Origin of the sequence: Acidiphilium acidophilum, assembly GCF_033842475.1 — a bacterium.
GTDB classification, from domain to species: Bacteria; Pseudomonadota; Alphaproteobacteria; order Acetobacterales; family Acetobacteraceae; genus Acidiphilium; species Acidiphilium acidophilum.
In genome coordinates this window covers 2502139-2520861 of sequence record NZ_JAWXYB010000018.1, presented here as the reverse complement: position 1 = coordinate 2520861, position 18723 = coordinate 2502139, and the positions used below count along the sequence as shown (strand labels likewise).

The 18723-nt window shown below is 60.6% G+C and carries 30 protein-coding genes and 1 pseudogene; 30 read left to right on the top strand and 1 reads right to left on the bottom strand.

Annotated elements, in window-relative coordinates:
* Window positions 1-146 precede the first annotated feature (146 nt).
* Window positions 147-1427, top strand: a complete 1281-nt coding sequence (locus tag SIL87_RS14625) for a GGDEF domain-containing protein (RefSeq protein WP_319614866.1) — start codon at window positions 147-149, stop codon at window positions 1425-1427.
* On the opposite strand, the gene SIL87_RS14620 is transcribed toward SIL87_RS14625, so the two are convergent.
* Window positions 1428-2459 carry an aldo/keto reductase gene (locus SIL87_RS14620; RefSeq protein ID WP_319614865.1) on the bottom strand — a complete coding sequence of 344 codons (1032 nt, stop codon included), beginning with the start codon at window positions 2457-2459 and terminating at the stop codon, window positions 1428-1430.
* A gap of 99 nt (window positions 2460-2558) precedes the next feature.
* Between SIL87_RS14620 and SIL87_RS14615 the strand changes: the two genes are divergently transcribed.
* The 29 genes and pseudogenes from SIL87_RS14615 to rplO all read left to right on the top strand — a co-directional run bounded on the left by SIL87_RS14615 (window position 2559) and on the right by rplO (window position 18562).
* The gene (locus tag SIL87_RS14615; protein ID WP_319614864.1) at window positions 2559-3539 is read left to right on the top strand and encodes an aldo/keto reductase; all 981 of its coding nucleotides are present in this window, start codon (window positions 2559-2561) and stop codon (window positions 3537-3539) included.
* Window positions 3540-3630: 91 nt separating this feature from the next.
* Window positions 3631-3975: an ArsR/SmtB family transcription factor gene (locus tag SIL87_RS14610; protein WP_319614863.1), complete on the top strand. Its 345-nt coding sequence runs from the start codon at window positions 3631-3633 to the stop codon at window positions 3973-3975.
* Window positions 3972-4316, top strand: a pseudogene (arsC, locus tag SIL87_RS14605) (arsenate reductase (glutaredoxin)); the annotation flags it as partial. The gene SIL87_RS14610 and the pseudogene arsC, both read left to right, overlap by 4 nt.
* A 62-nt stretch (window positions 4317-4378) precedes the next feature.
* A complete protein-coding gene (locus SIL87_RS14600; protein ID WP_319614862.1) occupies window positions 4379-5698 on the top strand; it encodes an arsenic transporter in 1320 nt (439 codons plus the stop codon).
* Window positions 5691-6386 (top strand): arsenical resistance protein ArsH, encoded by a 696-nt coding sequence (arsH, locus tag SIL87_RS14595; protein WP_319614861.1) that lies wholly within the window; start codon window positions 5691-5693, stop codon window positions 6384-6386. The genes SIL87_RS14600 and arsH overlap by 8 nt, the downstream gene beginning before the upstream one ends.
* 504 nt (window positions 6387-6890) lie before the next feature.
* Window positions 6891-7262 carry a 30S ribosomal protein S12 gene (gene rpsL / locus SIL87_RS14590; RefSeq protein ID WP_029312048.1) on the top strand — a complete coding sequence of 124 codons (372 nt, stop codon included), beginning with the start codon at window positions 6891-6893 and terminating at the stop codon, window positions 7260-7262.
* A gap of 11 nt (window positions 7263-7273) precedes the next feature.
* A complete protein-coding gene (gene rpsG, locus SIL87_RS14585; RefSeq protein ID WP_319614860.1) occupies window positions 7274-7750 on the top strand; it encodes a 30S ribosomal protein S7 in 477 nt (158 codons plus the stop codon).
* A 62-nt stretch (window positions 7751-7812) separates the two neighbouring features.
* Window positions 7813-9000 carry an elongation factor Tu gene (gene tuf / locus SIL87_RS14580; RefSeq protein WP_029312050.1) on the top strand — a complete coding sequence of 396 codons (1188 nt, stop codon included), beginning with the start codon at window positions 7813-7815 and terminating at the stop codon, window positions 8998-9000.
* A gap of 101 nt (window positions 9001-9101) precedes the next feature.
* Window positions 9102-9410, top strand: coding sequence for a 30S ribosomal protein S10 (gene rpsJ / locus SIL87_RS14575; RefSeq protein WP_029312051.1), 309 nt, complete (start codon window positions 9102-9104; stop codon window positions 9408-9410).
* Window positions 9411-9427: 17 nt separating this feature from the next.
* The gene (gene rplC, locus SIL87_RS14570) at window positions 9428-10102 is read left to right on the top strand and encodes a 50S ribosomal protein L3 (protein WP_286702444.1); all 675 of its coding nucleotides are present in this window, start codon (window positions 9428-9430) and stop codon (window positions 10100-10102) included.
* Between the two features lie 4 nt (window positions 10103-10106).
* Window positions 10107-10766 (top strand): 50S ribosomal protein L4, encoded by a 660-nt coding sequence (rplD, locus tag SIL87_RS14565; RefSeq protein ID WP_319614859.1) that lies wholly within the window; start codon window positions 10107-10109, stop codon window positions 10764-10766.
* 41 nt (window positions 10767-10807) lie between these two features.
* Window positions 10808-11104, top strand: coding sequence for a 50S ribosomal protein L23 (locus tag SIL87_RS14560; RefSeq protein WP_319615990.1), 297 nt, complete (start codon window positions 10808-10810; stop codon window positions 11102-11104).
* A 10-nt stretch (window positions 11105-11114) separates the two neighbouring features.
* Window positions 11115-11948, top strand: a complete 834-nt coding sequence (gene rplB / locus SIL87_RS14555) for a 50S ribosomal protein L2 (protein ID WP_286702446.1) — start codon at window positions 11115-11117, stop codon at window positions 11946-11948.
* Between the two features lie 3 nt (window positions 11949-11951).
* Window positions 11952-12230 carry a 30S ribosomal protein S19 gene (rpsS, locus tag SIL87_RS14550; RefSeq protein ID WP_029312056.1) on the top strand — a complete coding sequence of 93 codons (279 nt, stop codon included), beginning with the start codon at window positions 11952-11954 and terminating at the stop codon, window positions 12228-12230.
* A gap of 1 nt (window position 12231) precedes the next feature.
* Window positions 12232-12687 carry a 50S ribosomal protein L22 gene (gene rplV / locus SIL87_RS14545; RefSeq protein WP_319614858.1) on the top strand — a complete coding sequence of 152 codons (456 nt, stop codon included), beginning with the start codon at window positions 12232-12234 and terminating at the stop codon, window positions 12685-12687.
* Window positions 12687-13364: a 30S ribosomal protein S3 gene (gene rpsC / locus SIL87_RS14540; protein WP_319614857.1), complete on the top strand. Its 678-nt coding sequence runs from the start codon at window positions 12687-12689 to the stop codon at window positions 13362-13364. Before rplV ends, rpsC begins: the two co-directional genes overlap by 1 nt.
* Before the next feature lie 15 nt (window positions 13365-13379).
* A complete protein-coding gene (rplP, locus tag SIL87_RS14535) occupies window positions 13380-13796 on the top strand; it encodes a 50S ribosomal protein L16 (protein ID WP_029312059.1) in 417 nt (138 codons plus the stop codon).
* Between the two features lies 1 nt (window position 13797).
* Entirely contained in the window at window positions 13798-14004 is a 207-nt protein-coding gene (gene rpmC, locus SIL87_RS14530; RefSeq protein ID WP_029312060.1) for a 50S ribosomal protein L29, read from the top strand.
* A gap of 13 nt (window positions 14005-14017) precedes the next feature.
* A complete protein-coding gene (rpsQ, locus tag SIL87_RS14525) occupies window positions 14018-14293 on the top strand; it encodes a 30S ribosomal protein S17 (protein ID WP_029312061.1) in 276 nt (91 codons plus the stop codon).
* Between the two features lies 1 nt (window position 14294).
* Entirely contained in the window at window positions 14295-14663 is a 369-nt protein-coding gene (rplN, locus tag SIL87_RS14520) for a 50S ribosomal protein L14 (RefSeq protein WP_029312062.1), read from the top strand.
* A 1-nt stretch (window position 14664) separates the two neighbouring features.
* Window positions 14665-14985: a 50S ribosomal protein L24 gene (gene rplX / locus SIL87_RS14515; RefSeq protein WP_029312063.1), complete on the top strand. Its 321-nt coding sequence runs from the start codon at window positions 14665-14667 to the stop codon at window positions 14983-14985.
* A gap of 10 nt (window positions 14986-14995) precedes the next feature.
* Window positions 14996-15550: a 50S ribosomal protein L5 gene (gene rplE, locus SIL87_RS14510; protein WP_029312064.1), complete on the top strand. Its 555-nt coding sequence runs from the start codon at window positions 14996-14998 to the stop codon at window positions 15548-15550.
* 118 nt (window positions 15551-15668) lie between these two features.
* Window positions 15669-15974: a 30S ribosomal protein S14 gene (gene rpsN, locus SIL87_RS14505; RefSeq protein ID WP_029312065.1), complete on the top strand. Its 306-nt coding sequence runs from the start codon at window positions 15669-15671 to the stop codon at window positions 15972-15974.
* Window positions 15975-15986: 12 nt separating this feature from the next.
* Complete coding sequence (gene rpsH / locus SIL87_RS14500) at window positions 15987-16385, top strand: 30S ribosomal protein S8 (protein ID WP_029312066.1); 399 nt, start codon at window positions 15987-15989, stop codon at window positions 16383-16385.
* Between the two features lie 12 nt (window positions 16386-16397).
* Complete coding sequence (gene rplF / locus SIL87_RS14495) at window positions 16398-16931, top strand: 50S ribosomal protein L6 (RefSeq protein ID WP_319614856.1); 534 nt, start codon at window positions 16398-16400, stop codon at window positions 16929-16931.
* The gene (gene rplR, locus SIL87_RS14490) at window positions 16931-17293 is read left to right on the top strand and encodes a 50S ribosomal protein L18 (protein ID WP_029312068.1); all 363 of its coding nucleotides are present in this window, start codon (window positions 16931-16933) and stop codon (window positions 17291-17293) included. Before rplF ends, rplR begins: the two co-directional genes overlap by 1 nt.
* 12 nt (window positions 17294-17305) lie before the next feature.
* Window positions 17306-17878, top strand: coding sequence for a 30S ribosomal protein S5 (rpsE, locus tag SIL87_RS14485; protein WP_035228985.1), 573 nt, complete (start codon window positions 17306-17308; stop codon window positions 17876-17878).
* The gene (gene rpmD, locus SIL87_RS14480; RefSeq protein WP_319614855.1) at window positions 17871-18080 is read left to right on the top strand and encodes a 50S ribosomal protein L30; all 210 of its coding nucleotides are present in this window, start codon (window positions 17871-17873) and stop codon (window positions 18078-18080) included. Before rpsE ends, rpmD begins: the two co-directional genes overlap by 8 nt.
* Window positions 18077-18562 carry a 50S ribosomal protein L15 gene (gene rplO, locus SIL87_RS14475; protein ID WP_319614854.1) on the top strand — a complete coding sequence of 162 codons (486 nt, stop codon included), beginning with the start codon at window positions 18077-18079 and terminating at the stop codon, window positions 18560-18562. The genes rpmD and rplO overlap by 4 nt, the downstream gene beginning before the upstream one ends.
* Window positions 18563-18723: the final 161 nt, after the last annotated feature.

The following is an 18723-nucleotide window of genomic DNA, read 5'->3' as shown; positions in this document are numbered from 1 at the left end:
CGATCAAGACAGACCCGTGATCCTCTGAGTCGGGAGAAAAGGGTGGATAACTCGCGGCAGGCGCGGCCGAGACCGGGCGCGACTGCGGATGAGAATTAACTCTTCCATAATTTGTTGGAGGCATAATACCGGAATGGCATCGAATCATGAACCGGAATGATCTGTACGATCGCAAGAGCGCGGTGCGTGGGGGGCTGCAGGTTGCCGAAGCAATGAAACGGTCGATGATCCTACGACAATGGGTAGCTGGCAATCTGATCAGGTTGATGATGAACGTGCTGACAAGCATGGATGAGCGCAATCATCCGATCGAGGTGCGGGAGTCACTCATCAACGCCCTCTTTGGGCGGATCGCCAACGTCCTGCTGGTCGGCGTTGCCGGGTTCGGGTGTGGCGTGTTCAGCTTCGAGCGAAGCGGTGCAATTCTGCCGCTTTGGTGCGGTGGTCTCGGGTTCGGCTTCGTTGTCGCCCGGGCAACTCTGATCAGGCAGTTTCAGCGGCAACTGGTCAAACCTGATGGACGCGGGCTCGACCGATTGACGGTCGGTTTCGGAATTCTCGCCATCGCCTCGTCACTATGCTGGGGCATCCTGTGCTTCGACTGTCTCGCTCTCTCCGGGGACCCGGTACTGTATACCATGGTGCTTGTAACCACGGTCGCTTCGGCGGGTGGCGTGGCAGCCCGCAATGCCGGAGCACCGCGAATTGCCAAGCTTCAGTTGCTCACGAGCCTGGTACCGATCATGGCCGGTGCACTGTTTGCCAATGACGATGCCTATAGTTTTCTGCTGCTGCTGATACCGGCTTTGCTCTATGGGCTCTTTGAACTGATCGCTGAGATCAACCAGCAACTCGTTCAATCATTTCGATCCGAACTCAAGCTGTCGAGGATGTCGAATATCGATCACCTTACCGAGATACCCAACCGGCGTCAGTTCGCAAGCCAGTCGGCGGCTGCGCTGGCGACATGCCGCGATCTACGCCAGCCACTTTCCGTGATGATGATCGACGTCGATTTTTTCAAAGCGTTCAACGACAATTACGGGCACCAGGCAGGAGATCGCTGCCTTCAGCAAGTCGCCCGCGTGCTGCGTGATAATCTCCGCCACGAGGGCGATCTGGTCTCGCGCTACGGGGGCGAGGAATTCGCGGTGTCATTGCAGAATGCGACCGAGACGGAGGCTGAATCCGTTGCCGCGAGATTGTGCGGCGCTATCGCTGCCGCAGCAATAGCGCATCGGCATCGGGACGATGCGATCGACATCGTGACCGTCAGCATCGGGGTGGTCGCGAGCGACCGGTCGTTCGAAGGCATCGATCAACTGGTCAACGCGGCGGACAAGGCGCTTTACGCCGCCAAACGCAGCGGCAGAAACAAGGTTGTCGTTGCTCGGCACGCGTATCCGCCCGATCTCGCTGTCGTATGATCAGGTGACGACGCGTCCTTCGAGTGGATAAGCCGGGTCGGTGTAGCCTGGAGTTGAAGGGTGACCCGGCGGAACCAGACGGTCGACCAGCGCTTCGTCTTCGGCGGTGAAACGATAGGTCAATCCGCCCTGGTAGTCGTCCCACTGCGCTTCCGTGCGGGGACCAGCGATGGGTGCGGTAATCAGGCGGTTGTTGAGCACCCAGGCGATCGCAAACTGTCCGGGCGTGATGCCGCGTTCAGCGGCATGCGTTACGATGGTTTGCGCGATGTCGAGACTTTCCCTGCGAAATTCGGTTTCCATGATGCGCTTGTCGCCCCTCCCCGCGCGGCTGTCTGCAGCAGGCGCCGCGTTGGGGGCATATTTGCCGGTCAACACGCCGCGCGCCAGTGGACTATACGGGGCCACCCCGATGCCGAAATGGGCGCAAGCAGGCAGGATCTCGACTTCGGGCATCCGGTTCAATGCGTTGTAATAGGGTTGGCTGACCACCGGGCGCGCAATACCGATATCGTCGCATAGGCGGCAGATCTCGGCGATCCGCCACGCTCTGACATTGGACACTCCGAAATGACGGATCGCACCGGTCCTGATCAGATCTGCAATGGCGCCGATAGTCTCAGCGAGAGGTGTCGCCGGATCTTCACGATGAATATAGAGGATATCGATCGTCTCGGTCTTGAGACGCCTAAGGCTGTCGTGCACAGCCCGGAATGCGTGTACCCGGGACAGGCCGCGATCGTTGGGTCCCGGGCCGACCGCATTGGCGAATTTCGTCGCCAGTACCCACTGGCTCCGGTTTGACGCGATTGCGCGACCGGTGATTTCTTCGGAGCGGCCGCTATTATAGACGTTTGCGGTGTCAATAAAATTGATGCCCTGGTCAGCGGCCCGATCAATGATCCGCCGCGCTGTCGCCTCATCGGTCGCGCCGCCGAACATCATCGTACCGAGGCAAAGCGGTGACACCTTCAGTCCTGAGCGGCCGAGGTTGCGGTATTGCATCGTGCTGTCCTCATATTGCTGGTTCAAGTCCCTCATGTCCGTGAAGCCCGACGCTCCGACAAGGGGTGGATCGCGGACCACCCATGCTCATATGGGTGAAAGCATCGTGCAAAGGATCAATCACGTATGGAATACGTCAAACTGGGCCACACCGGCCTTGATGTCTCACGGATCTGCCTGGGTTGCATGAGTTATGGTGTTCCCGATCGCGGCCCGCACGCCTGGACGCTCGACGAAGCCACCAGTCGCCCCTTCATCAAGGCGGCGCTCGAAGCCGGTATTAACTTCTTCGACACTGCCAACGTTTATTCCGATGGCACCAGCGAGGAAATCGTCGGGCGTGCTCTGAAGGATTTCACAAGCCGTCACGATGTGGTGATCGCGACCAAGGTGAATGGCCGGATGCACAAGGGGCCCAATGGTGCCGGGCTGTCGCGCCGCGCGATCATGGCCGAAATCGATAACAGCCTGCGCCGCCTCGGCACCGATCATGTCGATCTCTACCAGATCCACCGCTGGGATTATCGCACCCCGATCGAGGAAACTCTCGAAGCGCTGCATGATGTCGTGAAAGCCGGCAAGGCCCGCTATATCGGTGCATCCTCGATGTACGCTTGGCAATTTGCCCAGGCATTGGCAATCGCCGAACGCCACGGCTGGACTCGTTTCGTCAGCATGCAGAATTACGTCAATTTGCTCTATCGCGAGGAAGAACGGGAGATGTTGCCACTCTGCCGCGCCGAAGGCATCGGCGTGATCCCGTGGAGTCCGTTGGCTCGCGGTCGCCTTACCCGCGACTGGGATACCAGTAGCGCGCGCTCCGAAACCGACGAATTCGGCAAAACCCTCTACGCCGGCACCCAGGACGCCGATCGCAAGGTCGTCGAAGCGGTCGCAGCCGTGGCGGGTGGGCGCGGCTTGTCGCGCGCTCAGATTGCCCTGGCCTGGGTCCTGGGCAAACCGGGCATCACATCGCCGATCATCGGAGCCACCAAAATCGAGCATCTGAATGACGCCGTCGCTGCGGTGAAAATCAAGCTGAGCGAGGACGAGATCGTTCGCCTTGAGGCACCCTACGTGCCTCATCAAGTGGTTGGTTTTTCCTGACCAATTGACCAATCTGGCAGAATTCGATAATTCATTGTTTATGGAATTATCGAATTCATTGGCAGATCATTCATCCGCCGACGCGACTTGGATGGTCACCGCGCTGGCCGCCCTTGCCCACCAGCATCGTCTGGCCGCGTACCGCTTGCTGGTCGAGGCCGGCCCGCCTGGGATGGCGGCGGGAGACATCGCCGCGCGGATAGGTGTCGCCCCCTCTTCGTTGACGTTTCATGTCCAATCCCTGTTGCGAGCTGGCATCGTCACCCAGCGCCGCGCAAGCCGTCAGATCATCTACGCCGCTGATTTCGCCGCCATGAACGCGTTGATTGGCTTTCTGGTCCGGAATTGCTGCGGTCAGGACGAGGCGTCCTGTACGCCAGTCTGCAATCCCGCGCGTCCCGCATCAACGATCACTGTGATCCCTCGATCCGCATGAATGTCGCCATTTACCACAATCCTGCCTGCGGCACCTCGCGCAACGTGCTTGGCTTTATCCGGGAAGCGGGCATCGAGCCCACGATCATCGAATATTTGAAAACCCCGCCCACCCGCGCCGAACTGATCGAACTGATCGCCCGTATGGGTATCCCGGTCCGCGCCCTGCTGCGTGAGAAGGATACGCCCTATGCCGAACTAAGGCTTAATGACCTGTCCCTGACCGACGACGCGTTGCTCGACGCCATGATGGCCCACCCCATTCTGATCAACCGACCCATCGTGGTCACGCCGACCGTGGTTAAACTCTGCCGCCCCTCGGAGACGGTTAAATCCCTCCTGTCCTGAACGACCGGACATTCTTCGGGTCTTTCTTCCAGGGAAACGATTATCGCCAAGGTCCCATGCTCGCTCTCGCGCTCTTCATCGCCACCCTGATATTCGTCATCTGGCAACCACGCGGCCTCGGCATCGGCTGGAGCGCCATGGCTGGCGCGTTCGTCGATCTTGCACTCGGCGTCGTCCACTGGCGTAATATTCCCACCGTATGGCACATCGTCTGGAACGCGTCCTTCACTTTTGTCGCCCTGATCATCATTTCGCTCCTGCTTGATGAAGCCGGGTTGTTCCGGTGGGCAGCACTTCATGTCGCCCGCTGGGGTCGCGGACGCGGTCGCATTCTGCTGCCGCTGATCGTCCTGCTCGGTGCGGCCATTGCCGCCGTGTTTGCCAATGACGGCGCCGCCCTGCTGCTCACCCCGATCGTGATGGCGATCCTGGTCAGTCTCGAATTCCCACCCGCCGCCGCGCTCGCCTTCATCATCGCAACCGGCTTCGTCGCCGATACCACCAGCCTGCCTCTGGTGATCTCTAATCTGGTCAACATCGTCAGCGCCAATTTTTTCAAAATCGGCTTCACCCGCTACGCGACGGTGATGGTCCCGATTGATGTTGTGTCGGTGATCGTGACCCTCGCGGTTCTAGGCACGATGTACCACCGTACTGCGGACCGAACCTATGTCGTTGCAGCACTCGATGTCCCTGCATCCGCCATCCGCGATCCGCTGGTGTTCCGGGCCGCCTGGCCGGTTCTACTACTGTTGTTGGCTGCATATTTTATTACGGCACCGTTCGGTGTGCCGGTTTCCTTTGTCACGATCATCGGCGCCGTCGCACTGTTGGCTATCGCCGGGCGCCTGGGCACTCGTAGTGCTCCAGTCATCGATATCCACCGGGTCCTGCGCGGTGCGCCCTGGCAGGTCGTGATCTTCAGCCTCGGAATGTATCTGGTGGTGTATGGCCTGCGCAATGCCGGGCTCACCAACGACATCGCCCGGGCGCTCCGGTTGTTCGCAGCGCATGGCATATGGACAGCCTCGTTCGGTACCGGCATTCTGGCTGCCCTGTTGTCATCGATCATGAACAACATGCCGAGCGTGCTGGTCGGCGCATTGGCCATCAACCATCTGCCACACGTCGCCCCGCCTATTCGCGAGGCCATGATTTACGCGAATATCATCGGCTGCGACCTTGGCCCGAAATTCACCCCGATCGGCAGCCTTGCCACCCTGCTATGGCTTCATGTGCTCGCGCAAAAGGGGACCACCATCACATGGGGAAAATACATGAAGATCGGCCTGCTCATCACCCCGCCTGTCCTGATCGCCACTCTCACAGCGCTCGCCCTGTGGTTGCCGATCGTGGGATCAAGTACCCATGGATGATCTGCCCGCCTTGCTGCCCGATCTCCTCAATCCGCCCGATTTCGCGCACCTCGAACCTGCGGTGCGCGCCATTCATAAGCCCCGAGTCCTGCTGCTTTACGGCTCGCTGCGCACCCGATCCTATTCCCGCCTGCTGATTGAGGAAGCCGCCCGCCTGCTCGATTTCATGGGGGCAGAAACCCGCATTTTCGACCCGCGTGACCTGCCCGTGACCAACACTGTTCCACCCGACCATCCCAAGGTGCAGGAACTGCGCAACCTGTCGGTCTGGTCCGAGGCCCAGGTCTGGTGCAGCCCGGAAATGCACGGCGCGATTACCGGGGTGATGAAAAACCAGATCGACTGGATCCCGCTGGAACTCGGCGCTGTCCGCCCGACCCAGGGTCGCGTCCTCGCCGTGATGCAGGTCTCGGGAGGATCGCAGAGCTTTAACGCCGTCAACACACTCCGCCTGCTCGGACGCTGGATGCGGATGGTCACCATCCCCAATCAGTCGAGTGTCGCGAAGGCCTACGAACAATTCGACGAGTCCGGCCGGATGCTGCCCTCTCCGTATTACGACCGTGTGGTCGACGTCATGGAGGAACTGCTCCGATTCACCTGGTTGCTGCGCGATCGCACTGCCTATCTCGTCGACCGTTACAGCGAACGGAAAGCCTCCCAGCGCCACGATCTTCTTCGCTTGTGAAGCCAATCTCCGCACAATAAGGGGCATAATGTATCAATCGGCTTTGTCGATCCGCACTGCGCGAGTGTGCGGCCAATTATCCGGAGTCAGCCTGAGACGGCGTTCGGGACTCCGGGTGCGGCTTTGAGCCTGTCATACCCATCATCTGGCCGCCTACCTCGGTCGTCGTGTGATCCATCATCGTCAGCGCGCGCTGGAAAACCATTAGAGAGGGCAAGGCCAAGAGCCCCAGTCCGATCAGGCCAAAATCCCGGCCTTCCTGGGGCGGGAATCGACTTGACTCTGCCGCAGTCGCCTCTTAAGGGTTGCGTCTCAGCGAGACGCGGGGCGTTCCGGTCGCGCCGTTCATTATTCTCATGCTTGCGGCGCCGTCGCTCACAGGGGTGACTTAGGTTGCGGGTCTGGGTTGCCGCAGGTGGAGTATTCTCCGCCCTGCGGTGTTTGTATGAGCGCGCGACGGGTGGCGCCGGCGAGACGGATTTAGGCCAGAAGGACGACGAGTGCATGCCGACTATCAATCAGTTGATCGCCAAGGGGCGTGAAGTTCGGGCCAAGCGCAACAAGGTGCCGGCGCTGCAGAACTGCCCGCAGAAGCGCGGTGTTTGCACCCGCGTTTATACCACGACCCCGAAGAAGCCGAACTCGGCGTTGCGTAAGGTTGCCAAGGTGCGTCTGACCAACGGTTACGAGGTAGTGAGTTACATTCCGGGTGAGGGGCATAATCTGCAGGAGCACTCGGTGGTGCTGATCCGTGGTGGTCGCGTGAAGGATTTGCCGGGCGTGCGTTATCATATTCTGCGTGGCGTGCTCGATACCCAGGGCATTGCCAAGCGTCGTCAGCGTCGTTCGCTGTATGGCGCGAAGCGGCCGAAGTAAGGAGAGAGTTCGTGAGCAGACGTCATTCCGCGACCAAGCGCGAGGTTTTGCCCGATCCGAAATTCGGAGACGTGGTGATCAATCGCTTCATGAACGTACTGATGTACGATGGCAAGAAATCGGCCGCTGAGAGCATTGTTTACGGCGCGCTCGATAGTTTGAAGAAGCGGGGCGGCAACAACGCCGATCCGGTTCGGATGTTTCACGAGGCGTTGGATAATGTGAAGCCAGCGATCGAGGTGCGGTCGCGCCGGGTTGGTGGTGCGACGTATCAGGTTCCGGTCGAAGTGCGGACCGAGCGGCGCCAGGCTTTGGCGATCCGCTGGATCATCGAGAGTGCACGCAAGCGTGGCGAGCATACGATGGAAGACCGGTTGTCGAACGAATTGCTGGATGCGGTGAACAACCGTGGTGCGGCAGTCAAGAAGCGTGAAGACACGCATCGCATGGCCGAAGCCAACAAGGCGTTCAGCCATTATCGCTGGTAAACGGAAACTGATCTGTCGCCGGTCTGATGCGGCGCTGACCCTAATACGAGACGGAGATACCCATGGCCAAGGCTAAATTCGAGCGGAACAAGCCGCACTGCAACATCGGTACGATCGGCCACGTCGATCATGGCAAGACGTCGCTCACCGCGGCCATTACCAAGGTGCTGGCAAAGTCGGGCGGGGCGACGTTCCGCGCCTATGATAGCATCGATGCGGCGCCGGAAGAACGCGCTCGTGGCATCACGATCGCGACCGCGCATGTCGAGTACGAGACGGCGAACCGGCATTATGCCCATGTCGATTGCCCCGGCCATGCTGACTATGTGAAGAACATGATTACCGGTGCGGCGCAGATGGACGGTGCCATTCTGGTGGTTTCGGCCGCCGATGGCCCGATGCCGCAGACCCGGGAGCATATCCTGCTCGCCCGTCAGGTTGGCGTGCCGGCGCTCGTCGTGTTCCTGAACAAGATGGACATGGCCGATCCCGACCTTGTTGAGCTGGTCGAGATGGAAGTGCGCGATCTGCTGAACAAGTATGAATATCCCGGCGATGATATTCCCATCATCAAGGGTTCGGCGCTGTGCGCGCTGGAAGACAAGCAGCAGGAAATCGGCGAGCAGGCCGTGATCGAGCTGATGGCGGCGGTCGATGCGTATATTCCGCAGCCGGAACGCCCGATCGACAAGCCGTTCCTGATGCCGGTTGAAGACGTGTTCTCGATCTCGGGTCGTGGCACCGTGGTGACCGGCCGCGTCGAGCGCGGCATTGTCAAGGTTGGCGACGAAGTCGAGATCGTGGGTCTGAAGGCCACCGTGAAGACGATCGTCACCGGCGTTGAAATGTTCCGCAAGCTGCTCGATCAGGGCCAGGCAGGCGATAACATTGGTGCGCTGCTGCGCGGCACGAAGCGTGAAGATGTCGAGCGTGGCCAGGTTCTGGCGGCGCCGGGTTCGATCACGCCGCACACCAATTTCTCGGGTTCGGTGTATATTCTGAACAAGGAAGAGGGTGGCCGTCATACGCCGTTCTTTACCAACTACCGCCCGCAGTTTTACTTCCGCACCACCGATGTGACCGGTGTGGTGACCTTGCCGGATGGCGTCGAGATGGTGATGCCGGGCGACAACGTGACCGTGGACGTCGAGCTGATCGCGCCGATCGCGATGGATGAGGGCTTGCGTTTCGCCATTCGTGAAGGCGGCCGGACCGTTGGTTCGGGCGTCGTTGCCAAGGTCACGAAGTAGACTTCGGTTTGATACAGCCCCGCCTTCCGGTTCAAGCCGGTGGGCGGGGTGGTTTTTTGGCTTTCTACCCCCGCTCTTTGTAACGACTATAGGTTTGTACGATGGACAATCAGAATATCCGTATTCGCCTCAAGGCGTATGATCACCGGGTGCTCGACAACAGCACCAAGGAGATCGTGAACACCGCACGGCGGACGGGCGCGCAGGTTCGGGGACCGATTCCCCTGCCGACGCATATCGAGCGTTTCACCGTCAACCGTTCGCCACATGTCGACAAGAAGAGCCGTGAGCAATTCGAAATCCGCACTCATCTGCGGCTGCTCGACATTGTCGATCCGACCCCGCAGACGGTTGACGCGCTGATGAAGCTCGACCTTGCGGCCGGCGTCGATGTCGAAATCAAGATCTGATATCTGGAAGTAGTGTGATGCGCACCGGTATTATTGCAAAGAAGCTGGGGATGACCCGGTTGTTCAGGGATGACGGCACCCATGTGCCGGTCACAGTTCTGCACATGGACGACGTGCGGGTGGTGATGGCGAAGACTGTGGAATCCGACGGCTATGCGGCGGTTCAGCTGGGGTTTGGCCATGCCAAGACCAAGAATGTGTCCAAGCCGATGAAGGGTCATTATGCGAACGCGAAGGTCGAACCGGCGATGAAGCTGGTTGAGTTCCGCGTGGCGGATGATGCCGTGCTGGAGACCGGTGCGGTGCTGTCGCCCACGCATTTCGCGGCGGGCCAGAAGGTCGACGTCGCGGGCATCAGCAAGGGCAAGGGGTTTGCCGGCGGCATGAAGCGCTGGAACTTTGCTGGTCTTGAAGCCTCGCATGGCGTTTCGATCAGCCATCGTTCGCTGGGCTCGACCGGTAATCGTCAGGATCCGGGCAAGACCTTCAAGAACAAGAAGATGGCGGGTCATCTGGGTGACAAGCGGATCACCACGATGAATCTGGAGATTGCAGCGGTCGATGAGGCGCGCGGCCTGATCATGATCAAGGGCGGCATTCCCGGTGCGAAGAACGGCTATGTGTTTGTGCGTGACGCGGTGAAGAAAGCCCGTCCGGCCGATGCGGCCTATCCTGCCGCGTTGAAAGGCTGAGACGATGGAATACGATATTTATAATCTGCAAGCCGAGACCGCCGGCAAGATCGAACTGCCGGAAGAGTATTTCGGGATGGCGCCGCGGCCGGATATCATGGCGCGTGTCGTGCATTGGCAGCTGGCGAAGCGCCGCGTCGGCACGCACAAGACCAAGGGCATGGGCGAGGTGCAGGGCACCACGAAGAAGCCGTTCCGTCAGAAGGGTACCGGTAATGCGCGCCAGGGTTCGTTGCGCGCGCCGCAGTTCCGTACCGGTGGTGTGGTGCATGGTCCGGTCGTGCGGGATCATGGGTATTCGCTGAACAAGAAGGTGCGCCGGCTTGGGTTGATTTTTGCGCTGTCGCAGAAGGCGCTCGAGGGCAAGCTGGTCGTGCTGGATACGGTTGCGGGTGTCGCCAAGACGTCCGAGCTGAGCAGCAAGATCAAGAAGCTCGGCTGGGGCCGGACTTTGGTGGTCGATGCGGTGGTCGATGACGGGTTTGCCCGGGCGAGCCGCAATCTGATCGGGATCGATGTGCTGCCGGTGGTGGGGGCGAACGTGTATGACATTCTGCACCACGATATTCTGGCGATCACGACGGCCGGTCTTGAGGGTTTGAAGCTGCGCCTGGCGGGGAAAGTTCCGGCTGGCGAAGCCTCGCATGAGGAGATCGCGGCATGAGCACCAGTGTGAGCAAGGCACCGGCGGCAAAGAAGCCCGTGTTGTCGCGCGAGGCGATGTTCGATGTGATCCGCGGACCGCTGATCACCGAGAAGGCGACCGCCCTTTCGGAGCGGAACCAGGTCGGGTTCAAGGTTGCGATCGATGCGACCAAGCCGATGATCAAGGCCTCGGTCGAGGGGTTGTTCGGCGTGAAGGTGACTGGCGTGAACACGCTGATCCAGAAGGGCAAGGCGAAGCGCTTCAAGGGTCGGCCGGGCAAGCGGTCTGACATGAAAAAAGCGTTCGTGACGCTGGCCGAAGGCCAGTCGATCGATTTCACGACGCGTCTGGCGTAAGGCGAATCCGATGGCATTGAAACATTTTAAACCGGTCACGGCGAGCCTGCGCGGCACCGTTCTGATCGATCGCTCGGAATTGTGGAAGGGCAAGCCGGTCAAGGGTTTGACCGAGGGCAAGCACTCCACCGGCGGGCGCAACAATCATGGCCGTACCACTAGCTATTTCCGGGGCGGCGGACACAAGCGGACTTACCGGTTGGTCGATTTCAAGCGCCGCAAATTCGATGTGGCGGCGATTGTCGAGCGGTTGGAATATGATCCGAATCGTTCGGCGTTCCTGGCGCTGGTGAAATATGCCGATGGCGAGCTTTCGTACATTCTGGCACCGCAGCGGCTCAAGGTTGGCGATCAGGTGGTGTCTGGCTTGAAGGTCGATATCAAGCCGGGCAATGCGATGCCGCTGTCTGCCATTCCGGTCGGCACGATCATTTGCAACATCGAGCTGAAGGCGGGCGCCGGCGGCAAGATGGCGCGGTCGGCGGGGACGTTTGCGCAGCTGGTCGGCAAGGATCAGGGCTATGCCCAGGTCAAGCTGATGTCGGGCGAGCTGCGGTTGATCCGTGGCGAGTGCATGGCGACGATCGGTGCGGTGTCGAACCCGGACCATTCGAACCAGGAACTTGGCAAGGCCGGGCGTAATCGCTGGCTGGGCCGGCGGCCGCATAACCGTGGCGTGTCGATGAACCCGGTCGATCACCCGTTGGGTGGTGGTGAAGGCCGAACCTCGGGCGGCCGTCATCCGGTGACGCCGTGGGGCAAGCCGACCAAGGGTTACAAGACACGTTCGAACAAGCGGACGGATGATCTGATCATCCGGCGCCGTAAGGTCGGGAAGGGCTGATCGATGACACGCTCCGTATGGAAAGGCCCGTTCGTTGACGGGTATATGCTGGCCAAGGCCGAGACCTCGCGCGCTTCGGGCCGAAACGAGATCATCAAGATCTGGTCGCGCCGCTCGACCATTCTGCCGCAGTTCGTGGGATTGACATTCGGCGTTTACAACGGCCGGAAGTTTCTGCCGGTTCAGGTCAACGAGAACATGGTCGGCCACAAGTTCGGCGAATTCTCGCCGACCCGCAGTTTCACCGGCCATTCGGCCGACAAGAAGGCGAAACGAGGCTGATATGAGCAAGCCCAATCATCCCCGCATGCTGGCGGAAACCGAAGCCGAGGCGGTATTGCGCAACATTCGCGTCAGCCCGCGCAAGCTCAACATCGTTGCGACCTCGATTCGCAACCTGCCGGCCGGCCGCGCGATTGCCGAACTCACGTTCAGCAAGAAGCGGATCGCCCAGGACGTGAAGAAGCTGTTGCAGTCGGCGGTGGCCAACGCCGAGAATAATCATCAGCTCGATGTCGATCGTCTGGTCGTTACCACGGCGGAAGTCGGTCGCGGCATCGTGATGCGCCGGTTTCAGGCGCGTGGTCGCGGCAAGGCGGCGCGCGTCGAGAAATGGTTCAGCCATTTGCGCATCGTGGTCGCTGAACGCGATATTATCACGAAGGCGGAAAAGCGTGCGGCGGGTCGTAACCGGCCGGTCGGCGCAGAAGGTCCGGTCATTGAAGGGGCGCAGGCGTAATGGGTCACAAGGTCAATCCGATCGGGCTGCGGCTCGGCATCAACCGCACCTGGGACAGCCGGTGGTTTGCGGGTACCGATTATGCCAAGCTGCTGCATGACGATTTGAGGCTGCGCGAGCATCTGATGACGCGGCTGTCGGGCGCGGGCATTTCCAAGGTGCTGATCGAACGCCCGGCGAAGAAGCCGCGCGTGACGATTTACGCGGCGCGCCCTGGCGTGGTGATCGGCAAGAAGGGCCAGGATATCGACGTTCTGAAGAAGGAATTGTCGGTGATGGCGAAGGCCGAGGTGTCGCTGAACATCGTCGAAATCCGCAAGCCGGAAATTGATGCTGTGCTGGTCGCACAGAACATTGCTCAGCAGCTCGAGCGCCGCGTGGCGTTCCGCCGGGCGATGAAGCGGGCGGTGCAGTCCGCGATGCGGCTGGGTGCACAGGGCATTCGGATCAATTGTGGTGGCCGCCTCGGTGGTGCTGAGATTGCGCGGATGGAATGGTATCGTGAGGGCCGGGTGCCGTTGCACACGTTGCGCGCCGATATCGATTTCGGCACCGCGACGGCCAAGACGACTTATGGCACCTGCGGCGTGAAGGTGTGGATCTTCAAGGGCGAGATCATGGGTCATGATCCGCTTGCGCAGGACCGCCGGGCCGCCGAACAAGCGCCGCAGCGTTAAGCGAGGATTGAGACTATGCTGTCACCAAAGCGAACCAAGTTCCGCAAGGCGCACAAGGGCCGTATCCACGGCCTGGCCAAGGGGAATACTCAGTTGAACTTCGGCACGTTCGGGCTGAAGGCGATGGAGCCGGAACGGATTACCGCGCGGCAGATCGAGTCGGCGCGTCGTGCGATCACCCGCCAGATGAAGCGTGCTGGCCGCGTGTGGATCCGGATTTTTCCGGATCTGCCGGTTTCGACTAAGCCGGCCGAAGTGCGTATGGGCTCGGGCAAGGGTAGCCCGGAGTTCTGGGTGGCGCGGGTGCATCCGGGTCGCATCATGTTCGAGATCGACGGCGTGGCCGAGGGTATCGCGCGCGAGGCGTTGACGCTGGGTGCGGCGAAACTGCCGATCAAGACGAAGATTGTTACCCGCATCGGGGAGGCGTGAGATGACCAAGGCAGCCGATATACGGGTCAAGACGCCGGATGAGACGAATGATTTCCTGCTCGATCTGAAGCGTGAACAGCTCAATCTGCGGTTCCAGCGGGCCACCGGCCAGCAGGAGAATACCAGCCAGATGCGCAAGACGCGCCGTGACGTGGCACGGGTGAAGACGATTATGGCTGAGCGCCTTCGCGCTTCGGCCAAGGTTTGAGGGGTTACGAGTTATGCCGAAGCGCGTCCTGACCGGGCGGGTCGTGAGTGACAAGATGGACAAGACCGTGACGGTCTTGGTCGAGCGTCGCATCATGCATCCGCTGTACAAGAAATTCATCCGCCGCTCGAAGAAATATGCGGCGCATGACGAGGCAAACATCTGCGCCACCGGTGATCTGGTGCGTATCGAGGAATGCCCGCCGATCAGCAAGCGCAAGGCGTGGCTGGTGACCGCACGAAATGGCGAGTCCCTGACCCCGGCCTCAGCCGAAGCACAGGTGGCCTGATATGATTATTGTTGAATCCAATCTGGATGTTGCTGACAATTCCGGCGCGCGCCGGGTGCAGTGCATTAAGGTGCTGGGCGGTTCCAAGCGGCGGATCGCCTCGGTCGGCGATGTCATTGTCGTGTCGATCAAGGATGCGATCCCGCGTGGCAAGGTCAAGAAGGGCGACGTGCATCAGGCCGTGGTGGTGCGAACCGCCTATCCGGTGCGCCGGGCCGATGGCAGCGTGATCCGGTTCGACCGCAATGCGGCCGTGCTGATCAACAAGCAGATGGAGCCGATCGGCACGCGTATTTTTGGGCCGGTGACCCGTGAGCTGCGCGCGCGCAAGTTCATGAAGATCATTTCTCTGGCACCGGAGGTGCTGTAATATGGCCGCACGTATCCGCAAGGGCGACCAGGTGGTCGTGATTTCCGGCGCCAGCAAGGGCCGCCAGGGTGAAGTGCTGCGCGTGTTGCCGACCGTGAACAAGGCTGTCGTTCAGGGTGTGGCGGTTGCGAAGAAGCATACCAAGGCGCGCGGTATGGGCGAGCCGGGCGGCATTATCAGCAAGGAAATGCCGATCCATTTGTCGAATATCGCATTGATCGATCCCGAGACGAAGAAGGCCACGCGTATCGGCTTTCGCACGCTTGAGGACGGTCGCAAGGTCCGGGTCGCGCGCAAGAGCGATTCCGTGATCGACGGTTGAGGGTAGTATCATGAGCGAGGCCAGTGCCAAGACGAGGCTGCACCAGCATTACCACGATGTGGTGCGCGAGGCGTTGCAGAAGGAATTCGGCTACACGAATGTGATGCAGGTTCCGAAATTGGAAAAGATCGTCATCAACATGGGTGTTGGCGAGGCGGCTGCCGATCAGAAGAAGCTCGACCAGGCGGTGGCCGAGTTGACGCTGATTGCCGGGCAGAAGCCGGTCAAGACCGTCGCCAAGAAGGCGATCGCCGGGTTCAAGATCCGCAAGGGTCTGCCGATCGGGTGCAAGGTGACGCTGCGCCGGGCGCGGATGTATGAGTTTCTGGACCGTCTGGTCACGATTGCTCTGCCGCGCGTGCGCGATTTCCGCGGGATTTCGGGTAAGGGTTTCGATGGCCGTGGCAATTTCGCCATGGGCATGAAGGAACAGATCGTGTTTCCGGAAATCGAATACGACAAGGTCGATACCGTGCGCGGTATGGACATTGTGTTTGTCACCACGGCGAAGAACGACGCCGAGGCGAAGGCACTGCTCAAGGGGTTCAGCATTCCCTTCGTTTGAGCGGATCGCCCGGGTTGGTGCCCGGGGGAGATGTTTCGGCGAGGGTGGGTTGGACGCGTACACAGTTTTTAGGGAAAACCGTCGGCAGGTGCTGACAGGTTCCGGAGGATAGAAGACGATGGCGAAGACCTCTCAGGTCAATCGGAATAAGCGGCGGGAAAAGATGGCGGCGCGCGACAAGGGCAAGCGCGCGGTGCTGAAGGCGATCGTGATGGATCGCACCCTGCCGGTTGAGGACCGTTTCGATGCGACGATGAAACTGGCGCAGCTGCCGCGCAATGGTGCGGCGGTGCGGGTTCGTCTGCGTTGCGAGCTGACCGGCCGTTCGCGCGGCAACTATCGTAAATTCAAGCTTTGCCGCATCGCGTTGCGCGACTTGGCCAGTGCCGGGCAGATCCCCGGCATGGTCAAGGCGAGCTGGTAAGGAGGGCAAGCCATGTCGATGTCTGATCCGTTGGGTGACATGCTCACCCGTATCCGTAATGCGCAGCGCGCGCGCCACACGATGTGTGTCGCTCCGGCCTCGCATCTGCGGGCCAATGTGCTCGAAGTGTTGAAGCGCGAGGGGTTCATTCGCGGGTTCTCGAAAGAGGATCTGCGCCCTGGTGTGGCGCAGCTGCGCATCGAGCTGAAGTATAACGAAGGTGAGCCGGTTATTAAGGAGATTACGCGTATCTCCCGCCCGGGCCGCCGGGTGTATTCGAAGATCAAGGAACTGCCGCGGGTTTACGCCGGGTTGGGGATATCCATCCTGTCGACGCCGCGCGGTGTGATGAGCGATGTCGAAGCGCGCACTGCCAATGTTGGTGGTGAAGTGCTGTGCCGCGTATTCTGAGGAGGCAGCATCATGTCACGTGTAGGTAAATATCCGGTTCCGCTGCCGCAGGGCGTTTCGATCACCGTGGTCGATGGCATTCTGACCGCCAAGGGCAAGCTGGGCGAGTTGACCATGCCGGTTTCCGAGCGGGTCGAGGCGAAGATCGAGGACGGCAAGCTGGCGGTGACTCCGCGCAACAAGGAAGCCGCATCACGCATGATGTGGGGGACCACGCGCGCGAATGTGGCCAACATGGTCGAGGGTGTCTCGAAGGGTTATGCGAAGGTTCTGGAAATCACCGGGACGGGTTTCCGCGCTTCGGTGCAGGGCTCGAATCTGGTGATGAACCTGGGGTTTTCGCATGATGTGGTGTTTGCGGTGCCCCCCGGCATCAAGATATCCTGCGAAAAGCCGACCTTGATCAAGGTCGAGGGGATCGACAAGCGGCTGGTGGGTCAGGTTTGTGCCGAGATCCGCGCCTTCCGTCCGCCGGAGCCCTATAAGGGCAAGGGCGTGAAGTTCGAGGGCGAGGCGATCCGGCGTAAGGAAGGCAAGAAGAAGTAATGACCGCGACATATGACAATGAAGTGCGGCGCCGGCAGCGCCTGCGCTACCAGCTGAAGCAGAAATCGGGCGGAAGGCTGCGGCTTTCGGTGTTCCGGTCGGGCAAGCATATTTATGCCCAAGTGATCGATGATGCGGCCGGGCGTACGCTCGCCGCGGCATCGTCGCTCGATGCCGGGTTGAAGGCCGATCTGAAGACTGGTGCTGACCGGGCTGCTGCGGCGGCGGTGGGTAAGCTGGTTGCCGAGCGCGCCAAAGAGGCCGGGATCACCAAGGTCGCGTTCGATCGTGGTGCGTATAAATATCATGGCCGGGTGAAAGCCTTGGCCGATGCCGCTCGCGAGAGCGGTTTGGACTTCTGAGGAGCATAGCGCATGGCACGTGAAGCACGAGACGGCGGTCGTGGCCGCGAGCGCGAGCGGGACCGGGACGGCGATGAGCTGATCGACAAGCTCGTCACCATCAACCGTGTCGCCAAGGTGGTGAAGGGCGGACGCCGGTTTGCGTTCGCCGCCCTGGTGGTGGTTGGTGACCAGAAGGGTCGCGTTGGTTTCGGCGCCGGCAAGGCGAAGGAAGTGCCCGAAGCGATCCGCAAGGCGACGGAACGTGCCAAGCGCGGCATGATCCGGGTGCCGATGAAGGAAGGCCGTACGCTCCATCATGACATCGAGGGCCATTACGGCGCGGGTCATGTGGTGTTGCGATCGGCGCCGGCTGGAACCGGGATTATTGCCGGCGGGCCGATGCGCGCGGTATTCGAGACGCTGGGGATCGGCGACGTGGTTGCCAAGTCGCTCGGCAGCCGGAACCCGCACAACATGGTGAAGGCCACGGTCGCGGCGCTGGCGAACTGCGCGAGCCCGCGCACGGTTGCGGCGCGGCGCGGCAAGAAGGTGGCGGATCTGTTCGGCACCAAGCGTGAGAAAGAGGTGGCGGCCGATGTCTGATCCGATCAAACGCGTTCGCATCACCCAGACTGGGTCGGCGATCGGGCGCAAGCCGGGGCAGCGGGAAACACTGGTCGGGCTGGGGCTGCGGCACATGCATTCCACGCGTGAGCTTCCGACCACGCCCGAGAATATGGGGCGAATCAAGAAGGTTGCGCATCTTTTGAAGGTCGAGGAATTGACCTCAGGGAGTAAGTCATGAATCTCAATGAATTGCGTGACAACAAGGGGTCGCGTCTGAAATCGAAGCGGCTCGGCCGAGGTATTGGGTCCGGCAAGGGCAAGACATCCGGCAAGGGTGTCAAGGGTCAGAAGGCGCGTGAAGGCGTATCGCTGAACGGGTTCGAGGGCGGTCAGCTTCCGATCTATCGGCGGATGCCGAAGCGCGGCTTCACCAATGTGAACCGCAAGGATTACGCGCCGTTGAATGTGGGGACGCTGGCAATGTTGATCGAGTCGGGCAAGCTCGATGCGTCCGCGCCAATCACCGAGTCTAATCTGCGGGCGGCAGGGGTTTACGCCGGTTCCAAGCTGGCAGGTGTGCGGCTGCTCGGGCGCGGCGAGATTTCGACCAAGGTGGACATCGAAGTATCCGGCGCATCGGCCACCGCGATCGCCGCGATCGAAGGTGCCGGCGGCACGGTGAAAACGCTGGTCGCGAAAGCCGAAGCGGCAGCGGCCTGAACTGGCCAAAGTTTTTTGATTCTCTTAGACACGAAGAGATACTTTTTCTTATAAGAAGTAGCAAAAAACTTTGGGTGTTTTGGTCTTTGCCCGCGCTGGCGCAACGCATATAACCAACGGCGTCTCATCCGCATGAGGCGCCGTTGCTATTTGGGGATCAT

Coding starts and splice junctions, on each gene's coding strand:
- rplP (WP_029312059.1), top strand. CDS start 13,380: ATGCTGTCACCAAAGCGAACCAAGTTCCGCAAGGCGCACAAGGGCCGT.
- SIL87_RS14625 (WP_319614866.1), top strand. CDS start 147: ATGAACCGGAATGATCTGTACGATCGCAAGAGCGCGGTGCGTGGGGGG.
- SIL87_RS14615 (WP_319614864.1), top strand. CDS start 2,559: ATGGAATACGTCAAACTGGGCCACACCGGCCTTGATGTCTCACGGATC.
- rpsJ (WP_029312051.1), top strand. CDS start 9,102: ATGGACAATCAGAATATCCGTATTCGCCTCAAGGCGTATGATCACCGG.
- rpmD (WP_319614855.1), top strand. CDS start 17,871: ATGTCTGATCCGATCAAACGCGTTCGCATCACCCAGACTGGGTCGGCG.
- rplV (WP_319614858.1), top strand. CDS start 12,232: ATGAGCAAGCCCAATCATCCCCGCATGCTGGCGGAAACCGAAGCCGAG.
- rplO (WP_319614854.1), top strand. CDS start 18,077: ATGAATCTCAATGAATTGCGTGACAACAAGGGGTCGCGTCTGAAATCG.
- rplX (WP_029312063.1), top strand. CDS start 14,665: ATGGCCGCACGTATCCGCAAGGGCGACCAGGTGGTCGTGATTTCCGGC.
- rpsN (WP_029312065.1), top strand. CDS start 15,669: ATGGCGAAGACCTCTCAGGTCAATCGGAATAAGCGGCGGGAAAAGATG.
- tuf (WP_029312050.1), top strand. CDS start 7,813: ATGGCCAAGGCTAAATTCGAGCGGAACAAGCCGCACTGCAACATCGGT.
- rpsH (WP_029312066.1), top strand. CDS start 15,987: ATGTCGATGTCTGATCCGTTGGGTGACATGCTCACCCGTATCCGTAAT.
- arsH (WP_319614861.1), top strand. CDS start 5,691: ATGGATGATCTGCCCGCCTTGCTGCCCGATCTCCTCAATCCGCCCGAT.
- rpsS (WP_029312056.1), top strand. CDS start 11,952: ATGACACGCTCCGTATGGAAAGGCCCGTTCGTTGACGGGTATATGCTG.
- rpsQ (WP_029312061.1), top strand. CDS start 14,018: ATGCCGAAGCGCGTCCTGACCGGGCGGGTCGTGAGTGACAAGATGGAC.
- rplR (WP_029312068.1), top strand. CDS start 16,931: ATGACCGCGACATATGACAATGAAGTGCGGCGCCGGCAGCGCCTGCGC.
- rplN (WP_029312062.1), top strand. CDS start 14,295: ATGATTATTGTTGAATCCAATCTGGATGTTGCTGACAATTCCGGCGCG.
- rplD (WP_319614859.1), top strand. CDS start 10,107: ATGGAATACGATATTTATAATCTGCAAGCCGAGACCGCCGGCAAGATC.
- rpmC (WP_029312060.1), top strand. CDS start 13,798: ATGACCAAGGCAGCCGATATACGGGTCAAGACGCCGGATGAGACGAAT.
- rplB (WP_286702446.1), top strand. CDS start 11,115: ATGGCATTGAAACATTTTAAACCGGTCACGGCGAGCCTGCGCGGCACC.
- SIL87_RS14610 (WP_319614863.1), top strand. CDS start 3,631: ATGGTCACCGCGCTGGCCGCCCTTGCCCACCAGCATCGTCTGGCCGCG.
- rpsC (WP_319614857.1), top strand. CDS start 12,687: ATGGGTCACAAGGTCAATCCGATCGGGCTGCGGCTCGGCATCAACCGC.
- rplF (WP_319614856.1), top strand. CDS start 16,398: ATGTCACGTGTAGGTAAATATCCGGTTCCGCTGCCGCAGGGCGTTTCG.
- rplC (WP_286702444.1), top strand. CDS start 9,428: ATGCGCACCGGTATTATTGCAAAGAAGCTGGGGATGACCCGGTTGTTC.
- rplE (WP_029312064.1), top strand. CDS start 14,996: ATGAGCGAGGCCAGTGCCAAGACGAGGCTGCACCAGCATTACCACGAT.
- rpsE (WP_035228985.1), top strand. CDS start 17,306: ATGGCACGTGAAGCACGAGACGGCGGTCGTGGCCGCGAGCGCGAGCGG.
- SIL87_RS14600 (WP_319614862.1), top strand. CDS start 4,379: ATGCTCGCTCTCGCGCTCTTCATCGCCACCCTGATATTCGTCATCTGG.
- rpsL (WP_029312048.1), top strand. CDS start 6,891: ATGCCGACTATCAATCAGTTGATCGCCAAGGGGCGTGAAGTTCGGGCC.